The following is a 21,883-nucleotide window of genomic DNA, read 5'->3' on the forward strand; positions in this document are numbered from 1 at the left end:
ATTAGGTATTAATTTCTAGAAGGGAATATCCCTTGCAATGCGATGATATAATTCACACATTGAAACGGTTGAATATTATTTATAGGCTGGCTACCTCCGGCATTCAAGGTCTGAAATGAGGCCATATTTGAGTCTGTGGTCGTACCAAAACTATCAAGACCGGCACCGGCAACATAGTTACCCGCAGGAACATCAGCATTACCTTCTTCCTTTGAGGGTATGGAGACACCATGATTGTGTGATGGCAGTTGCGTAACATTCAATGTATTGGTTTCTGTACCACTTTTTTGTCCTAAATTTCTTGGGGTTAAGCCCGGACTCGTTTCCAGCATGCATAGGCACGCGGCCACGTAAATCAGGTAATCCAAACGTTGTACGGCCATCGCCCCCATACGTGATTCCTAAAATTGAAAAAAGCGCAGTATACTGAGATATGGGTAACAATTGCCCGTCACACAACGCCCAGCCCCTGGGTGCAAAATTACCACCAAACATCATTATCTGTCCTATAAATGGTTCCATAGTTATCTAGTTTTATTGGTTGATTGAAATATTAAAATTGATTTTAGTTTTATAGAATGATTTTTCCAGTTTTGGAAAAAGTAGATTGTCTTCCAAATTTTGATGGGATTCCCAATGTTTATTGGTAATGTATGCCTCAACATCTGAAAATTTTAGTTCCGTAACTAATTCCTTATTTTCCTTTGACACCCTAAAGTGGATGGTCGTGTGCTTACCCATTTCCCTGGACGGGTAATCGATCCTTAAAAGGTATCTTCCCTGGGAATCCGTTATCAGTAAGCCCTTATGTCCCATCTGTTCAGAATTGGGGGAAAGGTGCGCGAATTCAATCTTCGCATTTTGAAGGGGATTCTTTCCCGAACCATCGAACACCTGTCCGGAAATTTCCACTTGCTTACCAAAGAGCTTGGTACGTATATCTGACGTTGAAATTGAATGGGAAGAAGAGAATTCTTTCGCCAATAAATTGGTCGTAGGCAAAAGCATGGCACCTGTGGATGCCATAATGGAACCTTTGAGAAAGTTCCTTCTTTTTTTGTCGTTTTTCATTTTTCCTTTGGTGATTGGTTACAATGACCATAGGAAGCGGGTTGGTTCTTTGTATTGTGGGGTTACAAAAACCAGTTAATGTTCCAACTGAATTCTATACCTACGGAAGGTACTAGTTAATAAGGTATTTACATAATCACAGCGCATGAACTGTATGATTTATCGGATGAATGGTAATAAAATGTTAAAATTCAAGATAGTATAAGTATTCAAATTGCCGGAGAGTTTAATCAAATACAAAAGCCCCTGTATCAAATGTACAGGGGCCTTCCATTTTTAATTTTTGATACTACTTGCTTGAGATGACCTTATGTACGAATTGCTCCTTGTCCGTCTTAACTATGACCAGATATATATCCGGCGCCAAATCCCCCACCTGAAGTGTCAACGAGTTTTCCCCGACACTTAAGGATTGTCCATTCTCGTGTCTTACCAATTTTCCGTTCATATCGAACATCGTCACCTCCAGCTTGGATGAATAAGCGGATTCTATCTCAATGTTCAGGATATCGTTAAAGGCGGTAGGAAAGGTCCTTACAATGGTACTTTTTACGCCTGCCGTTGGATTCTTGGAGGCACAAGCCTCATTTTCGAGACCAATAACAACAGTTAACATGGCTATATTCCCATCCGCATCCGTTACTATAACGGTGTATTCTCCCGCAGACAATTTATCATTGTTAGCCTTGTCAGAACCATTGTCCCAATCGTAGGAATAAGGTGCCTTACCCCCCTCCGGATGAACTACCACTTGCCCATCTTCACTACCTGGACAGGTCTCATCTTTCTGTGTGTTAATGGTTACCACTAAGTTATCACAGGCATCCGGGAAGCCGTCACCATCTGTATCTATTAAATCGTCACCAGCTTCACAGATGTCACAGCCATCCGGTATAGAATCCCCATCGGTGTCAACGGTATCATCATAATCCTCACAAACATCTTCACAATCGGCCACACCATCACCATCAGAATCTATTGAAACACCATTGGCATCCACATTTTCTCGGACATGGTGAATCGATTTCTTCATCATAGCAATCGAAAATACCGTCACCATCTGTATCGACCGTGCCATCGCAATCATCCGAGACAGTCCGGAGTACCGTCCCCATCCGAATCCATCGCATCATCATAGCCTGGACATTTGTCCAAACAATCCGGCACGCCATCTAGGTCAGTATCCATTGATACCCCATTAGCATTTACGTTATCCGGGCAGGGCGAATCAATTTCTTCATCGTAGCAATCGGCAATACCATCACCGTCTGTGTCAACGGTATCGTCACAGTTATCCATACAATCCGGGGTACCATCTCCATCGGTATCCAGATTATCATCGTACCCAGGACACTTATCCGAACAATCCGGCACACCGTCCTGATCTGTATCCAATCTATTATCGCAATCATCGAAGCAATCGGCAATCCCATCCATATCGGCATCGAAGCCCTCGTCTACTTTGCCATCGCCATCGTTATCGAGACCATCACACTCCTCTACATCACAGGCATCGGGCACTCCGTCACCATCGGAATCCTCGGTATCATCCCCATTGGGACATTTGTCCGAACAATCAGGTACTCCGTCCTGGTCAGTATCCAATCTATCATCGCACTCATCGAAACAGTCCGGGATTCCATCCATATCCGCATCGAACCCTTCATCTATTTTACCATCGCCATCATTATCCACACCATCACAAACCTCCGGTCCAGGTTGGGTTATGGTAATACTGCATTGCGAGGTCGCCCCCGTGGCATCCGTGATTGTCACATAATGTTTCCCCGCCGTTAGCGAGCGGTTGGTCGCTTCCGTAGATCCGTCATCCCATTTAAATGTAAAGGGCCTGTATCCTCCGTTACCGCTTACACGTGCGGCACCGTCCTTACCGCCATACTCCGTAACATTCTGTACCCGGTTTACCCAACAGTAGAGTTCCTTGGCAATATCTATATAGGATACCGACTCACAACCATTAGCGTCCGTAACTTTCACCCAATGCATACCATAGGTCAGCGTGGTTGCGGTTTGGGAGGTTTCCCCATTGTCCCAATAATACGTGTAAGGTGCTTTTCCCCCATATGGCGTTACCGTTGCCTCACCATCTTTGGTCAGATGGTCTGTAGTGAGCTTATCTTGTTCCACCTCACTTGTAAATTTATCACAGGCACTTCCGGTAGGCTCCATTATTGTAATAGTACATTCGGAAGTCGCACCAGTAGCATCGGTAATGGTCACAGTATGTATACCTGCCGTTAACGAGCGGTTGGTCGCTTCCATAGACCCGTCATCCCACTGGAAGGTAAAGGGCCTATATCCTCCGTTACCGCTTACACGTGCGGCTCCGTCTTTACCGCCATACTCTGTTACATGTTGTATCAGGTTTACCCAACAATAGAGTTCCTTTGCAATATCTATTTGACACATCGTTTGGCAACCATTAGCATCCGTAATGGTAACGGAATGCATCCCATAGGTCAATTTGGTGGCCGTTTGGGTGGTCTCCCCATTGTCCCATAAGTAGGTGAACGGTGCCGTACCCCCAAAAGGTGTTGCCGTTGCCACCCCATCCATTGTTAGATGATCCGTGGTAAGCTGATCTTGTACGATACTACAGCTCATTTCCTGCCATGAACCTACGCTGAATATTGACGTAGCCGACTCACATCCACTTTTTAAATCCTTTACAGTGACCGAATAGGCAGTATCCAATAAAAAATTCAAGATTTCCCCACCCTCACTAATAGTTGAACCGGAAGGTACAAAAGTATACACCAAGCCTAATCTATAATTACTTACCATCGCCGACCCCTCGGTATCACAGCTAGCATTTTCTATTTTAAACACAGGTTTTTCCGGCAATGGGTTGACCGTAACGCTAACCGTTTCATCGTCGCTGCATCCGTTGGCGTCCGTTACCGTTACCGTATAGTCACCGGCGGTGCTCACTTCTATCGAGGCTGTCGTCTCCCCTGTGCTCCACAGGTATTCCGTTCCGCCACTAGCGGTCAGGGTCGTGGTCTCGCCCTCGCAGATGATCAGGTCGCCTTCTATGGCCGCCGTAGGCAATGGGTTGACCGTAACGCTAACCGTTTCATCGTCGCTGCATCCGTTGGCGTCCGTTACCGTTACCGTATAGTCACCGGCGGTGCTCACTTCTATCGAGGCTGTCGTCTCCCCTGTGCTCCACAGGTATTCCGTTCCGCCACTAGCGGTCAGGGTCGTGGTCTCGCCCTCGCAGATGATCAGGTCGCCTTCTATGGCCGCCGTAGGCAATGGGTTGACCGTAACGCTAACCGTTTCATCGTCGCTGCATCCGTTGGCGTCCGTTACCGTTACCGTATAGTCACCGGCGGTGCTCACTTCTATCGAGGCTGTCGTCTCCCCTGTGCTCCACAGGTATTCCGTTCCGCCACTAGCGGTCAGGGTCGTGGTCTCGCCCTCGCAGATGATCAGGTCGCCTTCTATGGCCGCCGTAGGCAATGGGTTGACCGTAACGCTAACCGTTTCATCGTCGCTGCATCCGTTGGCGTCCGTTACCGTTACCGTATAGTCACCGGCGGTGCTCACTTCTATCGAGGCTGTCGTCTCCCCTGTGCTCCACAGGTATTCCGTTCCGCCACTAGCGGTCAGGGTCGTGGTCTCGCCCTCGCAGATGATCAGGTCGCCTTCTATGGCCGCCGTAGGCAATGGGTTGACCGTAACGCTAACCGTTTCATCGTCGCTGCATCCGTTGGCGTCCGTTACCGTTACCGTATAGTCACCGGCGGTGCTCACTTCTATCGAGGCTGTCGTCTCCCCTGTGCTCCACAGGTATTCCGTTCCGCCACTAGCGGTCAGGGTCGTGGTCTCGCCCTCGCAGATGATCAGGTCGCCTTCTATGGCCGCCGTAGGCAATGGGTTGACCGTAACGCTAACCGTTTCATCGTCGCTGCATCCGTTGGCGTCCGTTACCGTTACCGTATAGTCACCGGCGGTGCTCACTTCTATCGAGGCTGTCGTCTCCCCTGTGCTCCACAGGTATTCCGTTCCGCCACTAGCGGTCAGGGTCGTGGTCTCGCCCTCGCAGATGATCAGGTCGCCTTCTATGGCCGCCGTAGGCAATGGGTTGACCGTAACGCTAACCGTTTCATCGTCGCTGCATCCGTTGGCGTCCGTTACCGTTACCGTATAGTCACCGGCGGTGCTCACTTCTATCGAGGCTGTCGTCTCCCCTGTGCTCCACAGGTATTCCGTTCCGCCACTAGCGGTCAGGGTCGTGGTCTCGCCCTCGCAGATGATCAGGTCGCCTTCTATGGCCGCCGTAGGCAATGGGTTGACCGTAACGCTAACCGTTTCATCGTCGCTGCATCCGTTGGCGTCCGTTACCGTTACCGTATAGTCACCGGCGGTGCTCACTTCTATCGAGGCTGTCGTCTCCCCTGTGCTCCACAGGTATTCCGTTCCGCCACTAGCGGTCAGGGTCGTGGTCTCGCCCTCGCAGATGATCAGGTCGCCTTCTATGGCCGCCGTAGGCAATGGGTTGACCGTAACGCTAACCGTTTCATCGTCGCTGCATCCGTTGGCGTCCGTTACCGTTACCGTATAGTCACCGGCGGTGCTCACTTCTATCGAGGCTGTCGTCTCCCCTGTGCTCCACAGGTATTCCGTTCCGCCACTAGCGGTCAGGGTCGTGGTCTCGCCCTCGCAGATGATCAGGTCGCCTTCTATGGCCGCCGTAGGCAATGGGTTGACCGTAACGCTAACCGTTTCATCGTCGCTGCATCCGTTGGCGTCCGTTACCGTTACCGTATAGTCACCGGCGGTGCTCACTTCTATCGAGGCTGTCGTCTCCCCTGTGCTCCACAGGTATTCCGTTCCGCCACTAGCGGTCAGGGTCGTGGTCTCGCCCTCGCAGATGATCAGGTCGCCTTCTATGGCCGCCGTAGGCAATGGGTTGACCGTAACGCTAACCGTTTCATCGTCGCTGCATCCGTTGGCGTCCGTTACCGTTACCGTATAGTCACCGGCGGTGCTCACTTCTATCGAGGCTGTCGTCTCCCCTGTGCTCCACAGGTATTCCGTTCCGCCACTAGCGGTCAGGGTCGTGGTCTCGCCCTCGCAGATGATCAGGTCGCCTTCTATGGCCGCCGTAGGCAATGGGTTGACCGTAACGCTAACCGTTTCATCGTCGCTGCATCCGTTGGCGTCCGTTACCGTTACCGTATAGTCACCGGCGGTGCTCACTTCTATCGAGGCTGTCGTCTCCCCTGTGCTCCACAGGTATTCCGTTCCGCCACTAGCGGTCAGGGTCGTGGTCTCGCCCTCGCAGATGATCAGGTCGCCTTCTATGGCCGCCGTAGGCAATGGGTTGACCGTAACGCTAACCGTTTCATCGTCGCTGCATCCGTTGGCGTCCGTTACCGTTACCGTATAGTCACCGGCGGTGCTCACTTCTATCGAGGCTGTCGTCTCCCCTGTGCTCCACAGGTATTCCGTTCCGCCACTAGCGGTCAGGGTCGTGGTCTCGCCCTCGCAGATGATCAGGTCGCCTTCTATGGCCGCCGTAGGCAATGGGTTGACCGTAACGCTAACCGTTTCATCGTCGCTGCATCCGTTGGCGTCCGTTACCGTTACCGTATAGTCACCGGCGGTGCTCACTTCTATCGAGGCTGTCGTCTCCCCTGTGCTCCACAGGTATTCCGTTCCGCCACTAGCGGTCAGGGTCGTGGTCTCGCCCTCGCAGATGATCAGGTCGCCTTCTATGGCCGCCGTAGGCAATGGGTTGACCGTAACGCTAACCGTTTCATCGTCGCTGCATCCGTTGGCGTCCGTTACCGTTACCGTATAGTCACCGGCGGTGCTCACTTCTATCGAGGCTGTCGTCTCCCCTGTGCTCCACAGGTATTCCGTTCCGCCACTAGCGGTCAGGGTCGTGGTCTCGCCCTCGCAGATGATCAGGTCGCCTTCTATGGCCGCCGTAGGCAATGGGTTGACCGTAACGCTAACCGTTTCATCGTCGCTGCATCCGTTGGCGTCCGTTACCGTTACCGTATAGTCACCGGCGGTGCTCACTTCTATCGAGGCTGTCGTCTCCCCTGTGCTCCACAGGTATTCCGTTCCGCCACTAGCGGTCAGGGTCGTGGTCTCGCCCTCGCAGATGATCAGGTCGCCTTCTATGGCCGCCGTAGGCAATGGGTTGACCGTAACGCTAACCGTTTCATCGTCGCTGCATCCGTTGGCGTCCGTTACCGTTACCGTATAGTCACCGGCGGTGCTCACTTCTATCGAGGCTGTCGTCTCCCCTGTGCTCCACAGGTATTCCGTTCCGCCACTAGCGGTCAGGGTCGTGGTCTCGCCCTCGCAGATGATCAGGTCGCCTTCTATGGCCGCCGTAGGCAATGGGTTGACCGTAACGCTAACCGTTTCATCGTCGCTGCATCCGTTGGCGTCCGTTACCGTTACCGTATAGTCACCGGCGGTGCTCACTTCTATCGAGGCTGTCGTCTCCCCTGTGCTCCACAGGTATTCCGTTCCGCCACTAGCGGTCAGGGTCGTGGTCTCGCCCTCGCAGATGATCAGGTCGCCTTCTATGGCCGCCGTAGGCAATGGGTTGACCGTAACGCTAACCGTTTCATCGTCGCTGCATCCGTTGGCGTCCGTTACCGTTACCGTATAGTCACCGGCGGTGCTCACTTCTATCGAGGCTGTCGTCTCCCCTGTGCTCCACAGGTATTCCGTTCCGCCACTAGCGGTCAGGGTCGTGGTCTCGCCCTCGCAGATGATCAGGTCGCCTTCTATGGCCGCCGTAGGCAATGGGTTGACCGTAACGCTAACCGTTTCATCGTCGCTGCATCCGTTGGCGTCCGTTACCGTTACCGTATAGTCACCGGCGGTGCTCACTTCTATCGAGGCTGTCGTCTCCCCTGTGCTCCACAGGTATTCCGTTCCGCCACTAGCGGTCAGGGTCGTGGTCTCGCCCTCGCAGATGATCAGGTCGCCTTCTATGGCCGCCGTAGGCAATGGGTTGACCGTAACGCTAACCGTTTCATCGTCGCTGCATCCGTTGGCGTCCGTTACCGTTACCGTATAGTCACCGGCGGTGCTCACTTCTATCGAGGCTGTCGTCTCCCCTGTGCTCCACAGGTATTCCGTTCCGCCACTAGCGGTCAGGGTCGTGGTCTCGCCCTCGCAGATGATCAGGTCGCCTTCTATGGCCGCCGTAGGCAATGGGTTGACCGTAACGCTAACCGTTTCATCGTCGCTGCATCCGTTGGCGTCCGTTACCGTTACCGTATAGTCACCGGCGGTGCTCACTTCTATCGAGGCTGTCGTCTCCCCTGTGCTCCACAGGTATTCCGTTCCGCCACTAGCGGTCAGGGTCGTGGTCTCGCCCTCGCAGATGATCAGGTCGCCTTCTATGGCCGCCGTAGGCAATGGGTTGACCGTAACGCTAACCGTTTCATCGTCGCTGCATCCGTTGGCGTCCGTTACCGTTACCGTATAGTCACCGGCGGTGCTCACTTCTATCGAGGCTGTCGTCTCCCCTGTGCTCCACAGGTATTCCGTTCCGCCACTAGCGGTCAGGGTCGTGGTCTCGCCCTCGCAGATGATCAGGTCGCCTTCTATGGCCGCCGTAGGCAATGGGTTGACTATTATTACTATTTCAGCAAAAGGTCTACAATTTGGGTCTGTTAAATCCGGGTCATCCGTATCTAATAAAGCATAGGCATAATAGGTCCCGAGATGCAAGGCCACTAATACCTGTTGAAGAAGTTGCCGTACCGTCACTGGGTGTAACCGCAGTTCCCAATTGGGTACCACCCCCCACATATGGGTCTCCTTGTTGTGAAGGAAAGATCAAAAACTCAATATCAATGTTAGAAATGTCCGTTTGAACACTTAACGTCTGCCCTTGATTATCTTCACAAGTTGAAAAATCAGCTGTTTCACCGTTAAGATTCGGGCAATCAAAAGGTACTTCACCATTAAGAAAAGTTACGGTCCATTCTTCCCCATTCGCAACTGTTACGGTTGCCGTTCTAGTACCAACATCCACATTAGAAATATCTCCAGTTGTAGAGTCTTCAATACCATTCTCAAGCGTTGTGATACTTTGAAGTAACCATCCATCGACAAGATTCTCAGTAATAGTATAGACGCCCTCCTGCAAGCCAAAGAATACCTCTTGGTTTGAAAGCGTTGCATCCCCATCATCATCAAGTACAAAATTAAATGTCCCATTTGGCCCAGTTAAAGTGAAGCCAAAATCTTCGGAATCATTAGGATCAGCATCTTTAATTATAGTAATCTGCCCCTGTGGAATTATAGCGTTAGGATTAATATTAATATTTACCTGTACATTTTCCTCCTCAGGGCTAAGACCATTATTGATATCTGGATCTAAAAAGACTACAAATTGAGGAGATGCTCCTGGAAAATCAGCTGCACCATTTTCAAAGCCGTAATCAACTTGGGAAGCAAGGTGCCCACCCCATGCAATGCCAACATTAAGGCTTTCACCAAGTATGGCATCCCCATTAGAAGGGGTAAAAGTAATTCTCAATTTTCGATCTTCTTGATTTGCGTTTTCAGGATCATCTAAGTAACTACTGAAAGTAACTGAGCCTGGATCAATATTATATAGTGTAAAGTTGCCTGCTGGATGTGCAACAGTAATTGGATTAGGCGAACCAGCACCATTATCATTTGGTATTGGCACACTATTAATATATGTTCCCGTAAAACCCGCACCTAGGTCTGAGCCTGGACTAAAGGGCGAGTCTGCGGCCTCGGTTGCATTGTATGATGTCAAATAATCGAAAAATAGTTTTTCAGGTTCGGAAGTACCTCCTGCATATGCCCAATCCAATTCAATTGTATAAAATGTCCCCTCAGTTAGTTGCGGGGCCGGATTGCCGGATTTTATTGTCCAAACAAAAGGAATCACCTCGCCTTCTGCATAAATTGAGTTGGCTTGTTGAATAGTTGTGCCTTGATCCCAAGAGTTTAAGGTAGGTCCAGGCTGATTTCGCCACGCCCAAAGATCACGACCCCCATCGGTAAAATAGGTAACTGCTGTCCCCGATATAGGTCCAGTCGCTGTTAGCGTAAAACTAGAACCATAATCGTGCTCTTCAAACTCATAAATTTGAACGTTACTGAATTCTCCATTCAAATCGGCAGTTACATAGGTAACCACATCAGGATGATATACAGGTTCTTCATGAACATTAAGTGTAATCTGTTCATTTGGAGCCCAACCGGAACCTGAAGCATATCCAATTTCTCCGGGTAAATAATCAAGTTTGTCAGTACTGACTGTTTGTCCATTCAAAAGGTTGAATGATGCAAGTAAGAACGAGTACAGAAATAATGTCCTAAAAAATCGAAGAGTAGAGTTCCCCATATGTTTGGCTATTTTGTTGATTAAAACCAAAGCATATCATAAGAAGTATCAAAAATTAAGATGTGGGGCCTTAATCCGTGATTAAAAAATTATAACTTTAAAAAGTTATGTGGGGGAATACAAACGAATCTAGGAAGAAGTTGCTTGAAAAGTTATAAACAGGTTAAAAATTAATTAAAAAATCGATGAAATGCACATTTCATCGATCAAGGTCACGATTAAATCATCGACATTATTTTAGAAAATATTTGGAGGAAGTCGATTCAATTATCCAATAATCAACAAAAATAAACTCCACTATCGCATGACTTTACCCTCCACACCCTTAAAAAAAGTATTATATTTTTCCATATCAGCTTCTTGGTCATTGGAAACTATTTGAGGTTCTGAAAACCTCACCTCCTTCTTCCCATAATCGAATGCCACCATAACAATGGGAACATTAGCATGTTTGGCAATAAAATAAAAACCTGTTTTCCATTTTTCCACTTTTTTGCGTGTTCCTTCCGGAGAGAGTGCTAATCTAAATTTTTTTCTTTCATTAAAAATCTTCACTGTAGCACTTACAGTATCGTTATTCTTATTGCGGTCAATTGGGGCACCGCCAGTCCAGCGAAAAAACCAACCAAATGGTGAATCAAAAAGACTTTTCTTACCAATATAATTGATTTCTTCGTTCAACACTTTTCTCACCAAAAGCCCTAGAACAAAATCCCACCAACTGGTGTGTGGTACTACAATAATTACGAATTTGTCTAAATGGGAAGGAAACTCACCTATCATTTTCCAACCCAAAAGTTTGAAGTATATAAATTTGGAAAGTTGCCGCATTTTAAGTTTTATGGAGTCAGGAAAAAAAATCGATTATGCAAAAAACTAAATTTTCCTATAAATGGATTTCAATTTACTTGGAGTAATCAACGACTTCCAATTTTCTCCCAAAGCATTTTCCCATAAGGGTTCCATACCCAAGGCTACAGAAGTCATAATATCAAAATCATCTTCATTAAGATCAGCACAAATTCCACTTGGCAATTCGATTTGATGTTTTTCCTTCATTTTATTGAAGAGAGCAACACCATCTGGATAAAACTCTTCTAAATACTGGAATACCGAGACAATTGCCAAGACCATGTTTTACTCCTAGTCGGTATCCTAATCCATAACTCATGGCATGCGCTACTCCAACTTGTGAATAGGCTATGCTCATACCGCCATGCCATGATGCCATCATCAACTTGTCACGCGATTCTTCCACCGTCAAAGGGTCAAGAAAAACTTCTTTACAAAGCTCCAAAGCCTTTTCACCATAGCTTTGACTAAATGCGTTTAAAAAGGTTCCTTTTAAACTTTCTATACAATGTATAAAACAGTCCATTCCTGTATAAAACCATTGGTCTTTTGGCACGCCTTTCGTAAGTTCAGGGTCCAGGATAACTTGATTAAAAGTGGTATAATCTGAATTAATGCCTAATTTTCTCTGTGGCCCAAGAAGAACTGTAGTCCTAGACACTTCTGCACCGGTACCGCTGATCGTGGGAATACCAACATGATAAAGCGATTTTTTTTGAACCAGGTCCCATCCTTGATAATCCGCCGAACTACCTGGGTTTGTCAACATAATGGCAACTGCCTTTGATAAATCCAAAAGGGTTCCCCCTCCAATTCCTACTATACCGGAAGGAAGTTCCGGATGCGTTTCTTGAATCAAACGTACCAAAGCATCTACCTGATTTGTTTTTGGTTCTTCATCCGCAGAAATAAAAATTATCTCGGTCTGAAAATATTTGTGGTATTCTGGTCTGCAATTGCGAACCTTCAAATACATCATCCACCAAAAAAATAAAAGGGGCCTCGGAATTTTTTCTTTTTGGTAACAGAATATACCCAAGTTGATCAAAACTTCCATTGCCAAAAACGACCCTAGGAACCATAGGGAAATTCCTAAACCTTTCGGATACTCTTGTAGGTACATTTTTCATTGCCATTCCATTACTGGTCTCCATCCATTCGTTTTAAAGGTAATTCAACACATCCGTTAATTTTGCTACCGTCATATATCCACTTTTTCCCTCAGGTTCTGCCACCTCCTCGTGCTGCCATGTAGTATGGAATGGAACATGAACGGCCTTTGCCCCAATATTAACCAAAGGAAGTACGTCAGATTTAAGGGAGTTACCAATCATCAAAAAATTCTTTACGTTAATTTCCAAATGATCCAGCAAATCCTGATAGTTTTTCTCCTTTTTGTCGCTCAAAACCTCAACATGATGAAAATACTCAGAAAGATTGGATCTTTCCAACTTTCTTTCTTGATCTAAAAGATCACCCTTGGTCAAAACTATCAACCTATATTTCCCTTTCAACCTTTCAAGTACCTCTACCACACCTTCTAGAATCTCAACGGGATGCGAAATCATGTTCTTCCCTAAATTTAAAATTTCCGATAAAGTTGATTGCGATACCTGATTATTGGATAATTCTAGGGCCGCCTCTATCATGGACAACATAAAACCCTTGATACCATATCCATATAGTTCCAAATTCTTTATCTCCATTTTAAAGAGTTCTTGGTCTATCTTATTTTTGGTTTCATACTTTTCCAATAGGTCTGCAAAAGCTTCCTCTGCATCCCGAAAATAGGTTTCATTTACCCAAAGGGTGTCATCGGCATCAAAACCAATGACCTGTATCTCATCAAAGTTTATTTCCATACAGCTTTTGCCTTTTCCAAATCCTCCGGGGTATCAATTTCAATACCCGTTACCGTGGTTTCTACCATTTTAATTTTTTTTCCGTATTCCAAATATCTAATGGCCTCAATTTTTTCGGTAGCCTCCAATTGGAGCATGGGTAAACGTTGAAAATCCATCAAGGCGCTTTTTCTAAAGGCATAAATTCCTTTATGTTTATAGTAACGGGTATATTCACTTTTTGCCCGTGGATATGGAATGGGGGATCTTGAGAAATAAAGGGCAAAGTTTCTATTATCCACGATTACCTTTACCGTATTGGGATTTTTTATTTCATCCTCATCATCAATTCTAACCATTAAAGATGCCAAATCTATCTCTTTATCCTTATCATTTTTAAATACCTCAATGACTCCGATCAAACTTTCTCTATTTGTAAAAGGTTCGTCGCCCTGTACATTTACTATAATATCAACATCCATAGCCATAACTGCCTCTGCGATCCTATCACTCCCACAATCGTGTTCCTTTTGACTCATAAGTGCTTTACCACCTTCCCCAACTACAGCATCATAAATAATGTCACTATCCGTAACCACATACACCTCGTCAAACAATCCTGTGTTGACCGTAGCCTGATAAGTTCTTACAATTACTGGCTTGCCCAATAAATCCTGCATCAGCTTTGCCGGAAATCTAGACGCAGCATAACGAGCTGGTATCATTGCTATTATCTTCACTTGACTATGTTTTTGCTTTAGGCCTTAAACTCCGATAAATCCTAAAGATGATGACTAAAATTATAATGACCAGTACTGCCGCCAAAATGGGCGCGAATATGGAGGCGATACTAACTACTGTTGCCGTTCCTGTTTCTACGGTCGCCAAAACCGGATTGGCCAAACCTCCGGTTGTTGCCGTTGAAGCAAGTCTTCCCGTTGCCCCGGCCCCTCTAATGGCCGTAGCCGTACCCCCTCCTGCTATGATTGCCAAGGATCAGGTAACCACTGGATCCAAATTCGCTACTGTAGAAACCATCACGGCGGTACCGGCAATCGCTGCCAATGGTACGGCAAAGCTATCCAACAAATTGTCGACCCAAGGAATAAAATAAGCAAATATCTCCACAATGGTGGCTACCCCAAGAGTAATCAAAGCGGCCAAACTACCTATCCATTCCCAGTTTTCATTCAACTCCCATACATCAAAATATGCCGCTAAACTTAAAGCGAATAAGGGCAAAAACACCCTAAATCCTACAGAGGCGGCAAGCCCTACTCCTAGAAAAATACTAATGATGGTTTCTGATGTCATGAATCATTTTATCAATAGTTCAATTATGAACTTATTTAGAAGATTACGGATTTCCATTACTAAAATAACGGTTTCCTATTCAAGAAAAAAATCACTTTTGAATCCAATTAAGTAGAGCTTTTCCTTAGCCCTAGTGACAGCCGTATAGAGCCATCTTAAATACTCTTTGTCAGGATCATTTGGCAGATATGGCTGTTCTACGAATACCGTGTTCCACTGTCCGCCTTGGGACTTATGACAAGTAATGGCGTACGAAAATTTCACTTGTAGACCATTAAAATATTTGTTGTTCTTTACCCCAAGGAACTTTTTATATTTTGATTTCTCATGGGCATAGTCTTTCATTACTTCTTGGTAGAGGCGATTGCCATCCTCATAGGAGAGGGATGGGGACTCTGCTTTTATGGTGTCTAGTAAAAGGACAGTCTCAAAAGGTTTCATGTTAGGATAATCGACCATTTTCACTTTGACTTCTGCAAATTTAAATCCATATAAATCCTTAAAGGCAAAAATTTCAAGTATCTCAATAATATCCCCATTTGCTATAAATCCCGCTTCTGAATTCGGTTTTAACCGGAAATAATTATTCTTGACCACCATCATAAAATCGCCGGGCGCCAAATCATGTTCCAAAAAAAGAATACGCTCCCTAATGTTAAGATTATAGAGATTTGCCCTTTTATTAGAGCGAACGATAATAGCCGTCTCTTCCTTACCGTTTTTGGAGTATGATTCGTCAATAGCCTCCTGTATATCATGTCCGTCTATTAAACGAACAATATCAGAATAGGGATCTACATCAAACTTAAACGATTCAAAATAGCTTCCATTTAATTGTTCCCTTAACATAGTGGCATTTACCAAAATACCCGAGTCCTCTGCCTGACGGACTACCTCGTCCAATTCAAGTCCTATGATTTCCTTGTTGTAGTTTAGGGCTATTTTATCTTCGTCCAGAGCGGGACTTAATTCCAAATGGACAGGAGGTAATTGCGCAGTGTCCCCAATCAATAGTAGCTTACAATTATGGCCGCCATACACAAACATTATCAAATCATCCAACAAAGAGCCGTTTTCGAACAACTTGGAATCTGCAGGAGTATCGGGAATCATGGAGGCCTCATCCACAATAAATATCGTATCTCTATGCTTGTTAGGTGCCATCACAAATTGCACCCCTCCCCCACTTTGTTTTTTTGGAAAATAAATCTTTCGATGGATGGTAAAGGCCTGTGTTTTTGAGTAGTTGGACATTACCTTGGCAGCTCTACCTGTAGGAGCCATCAATACGGACTTCATCCCTGTCTTCCACAAACTTTTCACCAATGTACCCACCAAAGTGGTCTTTCCTGTTCCTGCAAAACCCTTTAGCACGAACGCTTCGTCCTTCGTTTTAGAAAGGATAAATTTCGATAATTTTTCAAGGGCAATTTCTTGCTTTAAGGTGGGTTTATGTGGAAACTTGGTTTCCAACTCTTTAAAGAAAATAGCGGGTGTCTGTAGCTTCATTGAGCCCCAAATATAACAGGATTTTTAGGGGAAAAACTTTTGCGATTAAAAAAAAATTGTAGATTTGTGACAACCACTAAATTAAATTAACACTTAAGAAATGAAGACCATAATACAGATTGTACTTTGGATTGCATGTATCGGTTTGGGTTACATGATTTACAACTCGGTAACCGGATCAATTAAGTTTAACGAAGCAAAGGTAGAACGATTTGGGAAAGTTATCGCGAAACTAAAGGACATTAGAAATTCACAAGAAGCTTACAAAAGTGCCAACGGTAAGTATGCCAACGATTTTCCAAGTTTAATTACTTTCATTGATACTGGTAGTTATGTTATTACACAGCAAAGAGATTCTTCTTTTATGAGATATGACAAAACGTATCAAATCGATCTTCAACAAGATACCGTAATCGTAGACACGCTAGACTTCGTTTCTGTAAAGGATTCTTTGTTTAAGAACGATACTAGATATAAAGATTTGGCTACCGTACCTACCGCACCAAACGGGGAGAAATTCACCATGAAAGCGGATATCATTGAAAAGAGTGGTTACAGAGCTCCGGTATTTGAGGCAAAAGTTGATAAAAGTGTTGTGCTATACGACCAACCAAAAGATTTATTGACAAGGGAAAATGCGCAGATGAGCGTAGAAGAAGTTAATGGTTCTGAAATTAAGGTAGGTTCTTTGACCGAAGTAAGTACCAGCGGTAACTGGCCTCCCATTTATGACAAAAAGAACGATCAATAAGGAAATAGACATAGAAGATAAAAATTTTAAGAAATTGTCCATTCAGGTTAGCTTGAATGGACTTTCTTTTGTATCGCGGATACCGTTTCGCACAGAATACTGCTGTCCGAAAACAATTTGTTTTCTGATGAACTTAATCCAGTAGCACTGCTTCAGGAAGTAAAAAACCTATTGAACAAGCATGGGTTGAATGACAAACACTTTGATGAAGTGGTAGTTATTCACACTAATAATCTTTTCGCTTTAGTTCCCAAGCCTCTTTTTAAGGAGGATTCAATGGCTAATTACCTTAAATTCAATACCAAAATATTAGCAACGGACGCCCTGGCCTATGATGAGTTGGACAATTTGGATATAGTAAATGTGTATGTGCCTTACATGAACGTAAACAACTATATCTACGATCTATTTGGGGAATTTACCTATATGCACAACGGGTCAGTACTTATTCAATCGCTACTGGACAATTATAGTAATCACAAAGAGCCGGTTTGTTTCGTCTATGTCGGAAAAAAACAAATGGATGTTGTTGTTCTAAAACAAAAGAGTCTCTCCTTTTATAACAGTTTTATCTATGAAACCAAGGAGGATTTTGCTTATTATCTCCTTTTTGTGATGGAACAGTTAGATCTGGATACGGAGTCAACTGTTGTCAAATTTTTTGGACATATAGAAGAGGATGATGACATTTTCCAATTATGCTATTCCTATATAAAGGATCTTAGCATTTTTGTACCGGCATCGCCCAATCATTTGGACTTGGGAGAACCCGAGACCTCTTCCATCGATTTTACTATAATTAGCACTCTCTAATGCGGATTATTTCGGCAAACATAAGGGAAGACATTTAATAGCGCCAAAAAACCTACCCGTACGACCTACAAAAGACATGGCCAAGGAAGGCCTGTTTAACATACTTCATAATCGCTACTACTTTCCGAGACCTCAAAGTATTAGACCTTTTTGCTGGAACCGGAAATATTAGTTATGAGTTTGCATCGCGAGGGGTGGAGGACATATTAGCCGTGGATTTACATTTGGGTTGTATTAATTACATTTCAAAGGTATCCACAGAATTGGATATGAACATAAGAACCCTAAAGAGTGATGTTTTTTCTTTCCTATCTAGGAATACTGAGAAATTCGATATCATTTTCGCTGACCCTTTTTATGACTTGGAAATAGGTGAATTAGAAAAAATTACGTCCCTCATCTTTGAAAATAATATATTGATGGAGGGCGGAGTTGTTGTCATTGAACATTCCAAACAAACCAATTTGGAATCACTGCCTCATTTTGACAACTCCCGAAAATATGGTAGTAGCGTTTTTAGTTTTTTCAAATCCTAAAATTTGGGAATCCAGATTCTTGTGAGCCAAAATATAGATTTCTAGAGTCGAAATTGACGTTGTAATTCTTCTATATTGTATGTTACAAAAGCAACTATGAAAAGATCATTGGTTAGGTTTAGGAATAGTCCCCTTAGAAGGTTTATTCAAAGACATGGGAAATATGCTCCAATTCTTTTCTTTATCGGCGGTTTTGCGTTTGATGTACTCACTTTGGGCCGAATTGACCGTACTTATGATTTGGTGATGCTATGTCTGCATATGACCAATCTAAGCATTACACTCTATCTGTATAATTTAGCCGATGATGGTAAGTGGAAAAATACGTTCCTGGAACGTTTTGAGGAATATTTTCCATTAGCCATCCAGTTCTTTTTTGGAGCGTTATCCAGTGCCTATGTAATTTATTTCTCTAGGAGTGTTTCACTTTCAAAAACCGTCTCATTTTTTGTAATCCTGATTATTTTATTGGTTGCGAATGAATTTCTTAAACAAAGGATTTCCAACAAGTATTTACAGTTCAGCGTATATTTCTTTATAAGCTTTACTTTTTTCACATTTATGATTCCCGTTCTTATTTCACAAATGAGCCCTACTATATTTTTCACCTCTCGGACTCATAAGTCTAGGGTGTACAATGACTTTGATAATTCTCATTTATACTTTAAGCCCTAGCACAAGAAAAGAGATACATCCGGGCAGATTATTAGCCATCATCCTATCCATATACACTATCATAAATCTATTCTACTATTTTAGGTTGATACCCCCAGTTCCATTGGCTCCGGACGAGGGAATCGTTGCCCATTATGTAGAAAAAAATGGAGACGAGTACACCGTATCTTATGAGAAAAACGACTCATTTATTTTTTGGAGGGATTACAGGATCAAATTTGTATTTAAACCCGACGAAAACGTATACATCTATTCCTCTATTTTTGCCCCAACCGATTTACAAAAATCGATTATTCATCGCTGGAAATGGTATAATGAGGAGACTTCCGAGTGGGAAATTGTCGAAGACATTACATATGAAATAACTGGTGGTAGGGATGGTGGATTTAGGGGTTACACCTACAAAAACAATATTTGGGCCGGAAAATGGAAGGTAGAAGTCATTACCACTGAAGAACTGGTATTAGGGGTTATAGATTTTGAAATTACCTTAGATGACACCCTGGAACCAAAACGATTAGTGAAACGGAGATTCTAAAAAAAGCAGGCCATAAGCCGGATTCTGTTTTCGTATACGAAACCTTATCATTTATCTAGACCAAAGGTTACCCGATGGTTCTAACCGCCTACCCTTCGGCTCGGGCGTGCAGCCCTCAAACACCGATTTACATGACGTTTCACCGTATAGAGTTTACCTGATTTCACTACAGCCGAACTGTACTTGCTTTCTGTTGCACTTGTCCTCGCCTTTCGGCGGACGGGCGTTACCCGCTATACCGCACTTTGGTGTCCGGACTTTCCTCCCCCAATATACATTGGCAGCGATAAGGTGGCCTGCTCAGCGCAAATGTACTCTAATTGTTGATAACTAAGGATGATCTACAATGTAAATAGCCTACCAAATTAACCGCTATCTTTATATTTGTAAGTATACAAATCTATCTCAAATTTGGAACCGTTTATAGTTTCAGCCCGTAAGTATAGACCTCAGACCTTTAAAGGATGTAGTGGGGCAACAGGCCATTACCAATACGCTCCAAAATGCCATAGACAACAATCATTTGGCCCAGGCTCTTTTGTTTTGTGGACCAAGGGGCGTGGGAAAAACTACATGTGCCCGTATTTTGGCCAAGCAAATCAACTCTGACGGTAGCGAACGTGAAGACGAGGATTTTGCATTCAACATTTTTGAACTTGATGCTGCATCCAACAACTCTGTAGATGATATCAGAAACCTTATCGACCAAGTACGTATTCCTCCTCAAGTTGGAAAGTATAAGGTCTATATTATCGATGAGGTGCATATGCTTTCCCAATCGGCATTCAATGCCTTTTTAAAGACATTGGAAGAACCACCCAAACATGCCATATTTATTTTGGCTACAACGGAAAAGCACAAAATAATCCCTACTATTCTATCACGTTGTCAAATATTTGATTTTAAGAGAATTACCGTAAAGGACGCTGCTGAATATTTAAAATATATTGCAGAGAATCAAGGAATAAATGCAGAGGATGATGCACTGCATATAATAGCACAAAAAGCAGATGGTGCAATGCGTGATGCGCTATCCATTTTTGATAGGGTCGTTAGTTTTTCAGGAAAGGAACTAACAAGAAAGGCAGTTACTGAGAATCTTAACGTTACGGATTACGACACCTATTTTGAAGCAACGGACTTTATTCTGAACCACGATATTCCTCAATTATTGATTCTTTTTAACAAAATCCTTTCATTAGGTTTTGATGGTCATCATTTTATTGCAGGACTGGCCTCCCATTTTAGGGACCTAATGGTCTGCCAACACCAGGATACCATTTCACTTTTGGAAGTTGGGGAGAATGCTCAGGAAAAATATAGGGAGCAGTCAAAAAAAGCCTCTCCAAGTTTTCTTTTAAAGGGACTTGATATTGCCAATGATTGTGACCTCAAGTACAAGTCCAGTAAAAACCAACGTCTTTTAGTGGAACTTACTTTGATGAAACTAGCCTCTATCGACTTCGATGGAGAAAAAAAAAATCCTGAATCCCTAGCACTCCACAATAGAACTATAGATTTTATAGCTCCGGCAGAGTTCTATCAAAACATTCCTAAAAAGCCAAAGAAACAAAGAGAGGAAGATGTGACCATTTCGATTACATCTCCGCCTTTGGAGAAAAAAGAAGAACTCCCATCTCCTCTTACCGATAATCAACCTGTGGATACCAATAGCAGGTCAATAGGCCATACAGTTCTTAAAAAAGAGGGAAATGGGGAAATAGAGGAAGTAAACAAGGTTCAGGAACCGAGAACCACAGAAGATACACATATCACCTCCCAAGAAAAGGGTGTCAGGATTATCTCTTTCCAGTTTAAAGGCGAAGAAGGATCATGAACTCAACAAAATTGAGGTGGTTATCGATGAAGAGGATTTACCGAAGGATAATTTTACAGAAACCGATCTCCAAAGACATTGGGCGGATTTTGTGGAACAGATAGATAAAAAAGGGCAAAAGATATTAGCTTCCAATCTTCATACCGATATTCCTAAACTCGGTAAAGACTTTACCATACATATTGAGCTTCCCAACAGCACTATGAAAAAGGAGATTGAGCGAGAAAGTTTTGAACTCATGGGCTATCTTAGGAGAAAACTCAATAATCATTTTATTCAGCTGAAAATTAAGGTGAATGAGTCCAATGCTAAAAAATTTGCATTTACTCCTGAGGAAAAATATGAAAAGTTACGGGAGAAGAACCCTGCTATCGATGTATTGCGCAAGGAGTTTGACTTAGACCTTTAGCATTCTTCGCAACCTTACCGTGTAAAAAAACATTACCAGAGCAATAATCAAGAGTCCAAAAGCTTCACGACCCAACTCCACCGTTTCAATATCACCATCATTAAGTCCGAAGCCCTGAAAATCGCTAGGATACAGATACATAAATCCTATAAAACAAATTGTTCCAAACACTAACGAAACCACCGCCCTTAAATTGTTCAACGAAAACAATAGGGAAATAACCGCCGAAATCGCATAGATAACAATCCATAATAAGGAGTCCGGATCATTATACTGTACGATCGCACCGATTGCAAAAAGCACTGCAAATAAATAACCAAAAGTTTTAAAAAATAAATTCATAAGT

The 21,883-nt window shown here is 44.1% G+C and carries 14 protein-coding genes, 1 other RNA gene and 5 pseudogenes; 6 read left to right on the forward strand and 14 right to left on the reverse strand.

What is annotated here, in order from left to right; translation table 11 throughout:
• Nucleotides 1–8: 8 nt before the first annotated feature.
• The 12 genes and pseudogenes from NYZ99_RS12645 to NYZ99_RS12695 all read right to left on the reverse strand — a co-directional run bounded on the left by NYZ99_RS12645 (nucleotide 9) and on the right by NYZ99_RS12695 (nucleotide 15,978).
• A complete protein-coding gene (locus NYZ99_RS12645; protein ID WP_338039488.1) occupies nucleotides 9–383 on the reverse strand; it encodes a phage tail protein in 375 nt (124 codons plus the stop codon).
• A 13-nt stretch (nucleotides 384–396) separates the two neighbouring features.
• Nucleotides 397–522: pseudogene (locus NYZ99_RS21950) on the reverse strand (phage tail protein); the annotation flags it as partial.
• A 12-nt stretch (nucleotides 523–534) separates the two neighbouring features.
• Complete coding sequence (locus tag NYZ99_RS12650) at nucleotides 535–1,071, reverse strand: peptidase associated/transthyretin-like domain-containing protein (protein WP_260571504.1); 537 nt, start codon at nucleotides 1,069–1,071, stop codon at nucleotides 535–537.
• A gap of 289 nt (nucleotides 1,072–1,360) precedes the next feature.
• Nucleotides 1,361–2,149 carry a T9SS type A sorting domain-containing protein gene (locus tag NYZ99_RS12655; protein WP_276580545.1) on the reverse strand — a complete coding sequence of 263 codons (789 nt, stop codon included), beginning with the start codon at nucleotides 2,147–2,149 and terminating at the stop codon, nucleotides 1,361–1,363.
• Between the two features lie 5 nt (nucleotides 2,150–2,154).
• Entirely contained in the window at nucleotides 2,155–8,877 is a 6,723-nt protein-coding gene (locus tag NYZ99_RS12660) for a hypothetical protein (RefSeq protein ID WP_260575238.1), read from the reverse strand.
• Nucleotides 8,759–10,390: a prealbumin-like fold domain-containing protein gene (locus NYZ99_RS12665; protein ID WP_260571505.1), complete on the reverse strand. Its 1,632-nt coding sequence runs from the start codon at nucleotides 10,388–10,390 to the stop codon at nucleotides 8,759–8,761. The genes NYZ99_RS12660 and NYZ99_RS12665 overlap by 119 nt, the downstream gene beginning before the upstream one ends.
• Before the next feature lie 369 nt (nucleotides 10,391–10,759).
• Nucleotides 10,760–11,293: a 1-acyl-sn-glycerol-3-phosphate acyltransferase gene (locus NYZ99_RS12670; RefSeq protein ID WP_260571506.1), complete on the reverse strand. Its 534-nt coding sequence runs from the start codon at nucleotides 11,291–11,293 to the stop codon at nucleotides 10,760–10,762.
• Between the two features lie 45 nt (nucleotides 11,294–11,338).
• Nucleotides 11,339–12,396: pseudogene (locus NYZ99_RS12675) on the reverse strand (iron-containing alcohol dehydrogenase family protein).
• 81 nt (nucleotides 12,397–12,477) lie between these two features.
• Nucleotides 12,478–13,176, reverse strand: a complete 699-nt coding sequence (locus NYZ99_RS12680) for an HAD family hydrolase (RefSeq protein WP_260571508.1) — start codon at nucleotides 13,174–13,176, stop codon at nucleotides 12,478–12,480.
• Nucleotides 13,167–13,880 carry a 3-deoxy-manno-octulosonate cytidylyltransferase gene (gene kdsB / locus NYZ99_RS12685; protein ID WP_260575239.1) on the reverse strand — a complete coding sequence of 238 codons (714 nt, stop codon included), beginning with the start codon at nucleotides 13,878–13,880 and terminating at the stop codon, nucleotides 13,167–13,169. The genes NYZ99_RS12680 and kdsB overlap by 10 nt, the downstream gene beginning before the upstream one ends.
• Before the next feature lie 19 nt (nucleotides 13,881–13,899).
• Nucleotides 13,900–14,469: pseudogene (locus tag NYZ99_RS12690) on the reverse strand (DUF4126 domain-containing protein).
• Between the two features lie 75 nt (nucleotides 14,470–14,544).
• Nucleotides 14,545–15,978 carry an ATP-dependent DNA helicase gene (locus tag NYZ99_RS12695; protein WP_260571510.1) on the reverse strand — a complete coding sequence of 478 codons (1,434 nt, stop codon included), beginning with the start codon at nucleotides 15,976–15,978 and terminating at the stop codon, nucleotides 14,545–14,547.
• Nucleotides 15,979–16,078: 100 nt separating this feature from the next.
• Between NYZ99_RS12695 and NYZ99_RS12700 the strand changes: the two genes are divergently transcribed.
• The 5 genes and pseudogenes from NYZ99_RS12700 to NYZ99_RS21960 all read left to right on the forward strand — a co-directional run bounded on the left by NYZ99_RS12700 (nucleotide 16,079) and on the right by NYZ99_RS21960 (nucleotide 19,291).
• On the forward strand, nucleotides 16,079–16,729 hold the full coding sequence (locus tag NYZ99_RS12700) for a hypothetical protein (protein ID WP_260571512.1): 651 nt from the start codon (nucleotides 16,079–16,081) through the stop codon (nucleotides 16,727–16,729).
• Between the two features lie 117 nt (nucleotides 16,730–16,846).
• Nucleotides 16,847–17,542: a DUF3822 family protein gene (locus tag NYZ99_RS12705; protein ID WP_260571513.1), complete on the forward strand. Its 696-nt coding sequence runs from the start codon at nucleotides 16,847–16,849 to the stop codon at nucleotides 17,540–17,542.
• Between the two features lie 37 nt (nucleotides 17,543–17,579).
• Nucleotides 17,580–18,078: pseudogene (locus NYZ99_RS12710) on the forward strand (RsmD family RNA methyltransferase).
• A gap of 96 nt (nucleotides 18,079–18,174) precedes the next feature.
• A complete protein-coding gene (locus NYZ99_RS21955; RefSeq protein WP_338038998.1) occupies nucleotides 18,175–18,753 on the forward strand; it encodes a hypothetical protein in 579 nt (192 codons plus the stop codon).
• Nucleotides 18,716–19,291, forward strand: coding sequence for a DUF2914 domain-containing protein (locus NYZ99_RS21960; RefSeq protein ID WP_338038999.1), 576 nt, complete (start codon nucleotides 18,716–18,718; stop codon nucleotides 19,289–19,291). The genes NYZ99_RS21955 and NYZ99_RS21960 overlap by 38 nt, the downstream gene beginning before the upstream one ends.
• On the opposite strand, the gene rnpB is transcribed toward NYZ99_RS21960, so the two are convergent.
• Nucleotides 19,290–19,594, reverse strand: an RNA gene (gene rnpB / locus NYZ99_RS12720) — RNase P RNA component class A. The genes NYZ99_RS21960 and rnpB overlap by 2 nt on opposite strands.
• A gap of 108 nt (nucleotides 19,595–19,702) precedes the next feature.
• On the opposite strand from rnpB, the pseudogene NYZ99_RS12725 reads away from it, so the two are divergent.
• Nucleotides 19,703–21,537: pseudogene (locus NYZ99_RS12725) on the forward strand (DNA polymerase III subunit gamma/tau).
• Here the strand turns inward: NYZ99_RS12725 and NYZ99_RS12730 are convergent.
• On the reverse strand, nucleotides 21,526–21,879 hold the full coding sequence (locus tag NYZ99_RS12730; RefSeq protein ID WP_260571514.1) for a transmembrane 220 family protein: 354 nt from the start codon (nucleotides 21,877–21,879) through the stop codon (nucleotides 21,526–21,528). The pseudogene NYZ99_RS12725 and the gene NYZ99_RS12730 sit on opposite strands and share 12 nt — an antisense overlap.
• Between the last annotated feature and the right edge of the window lie 4 nt (nucleotides 21,880–21,883).

The organism is Maribacter litopenaei, from assembly GCF_025244665.1.
Taxonomy (GTDB): Bacteria; Bacteroidota; Bacteroidia; order Flavobacteriales; family Flavobacteriaceae; genus Maribacter; species Maribacter litopenaei.